Raw genomic sequence first — 404 nt, 5'->3', positions numbered from 1 at the left:
GATCCAGCGTGCAAAGGGTTTCGGGTCGAGAAAGGCGGGCGGCTCGCTCTGCGTCAGCAGATCCCAGTCGCGCTTGCCGATATAAAGCTTGGCCGCCGGAAAATCGGGCAGCTGTCCGATATGATCGAAGTGGAAATGGCTGACGCCGACGACGTCGACGTCATCGGGCTTGATATCCAGCTCGGCGAGTTGCTCGACCAGGCTTTTGCGCACCGTGGCCGACATGTCGCCGTCGGTGCTGAACGCCGCGTCTTTCAGCGCCGTCGGCAGGCCGAGATCCCAGAGCATCAGCTGGTCGCCATGGCGGATCAGATAACAACCGACCGTCAGATCGCGGCTTTGCCCCGGATAGGCCGCCGTATCCGAAAAGGCGTTGAGCCGGTTGACGCGCACCGTTCCGCAAT

The 404-nt window shown here is 62.1% G+C and carries 1 protein-coding gene; it reads right to left on the bottom strand.

Translation table 11 applies throughout. The features are described 5' to 3' along the window. A partial coding sequence (locus tag ACOV8S_RS31485) for an MBL fold metallo-hydrolase (RefSeq protein WP_448321885.1) occupies positions 1 to 393 on the bottom strand: 393 nt, incomplete at its 3' end. Positions 394 to 404 lie beyond the last annotated feature (11 nt).

The sequence above is a fragment of the Streptomyces sp. CO7 genome, assembly GCF_053474865.1.
The sequence above is the reverse complement of the archived record's forward strand: the minus strand, read 5'-3'. Positions and strand labels throughout refer to the sequence as shown.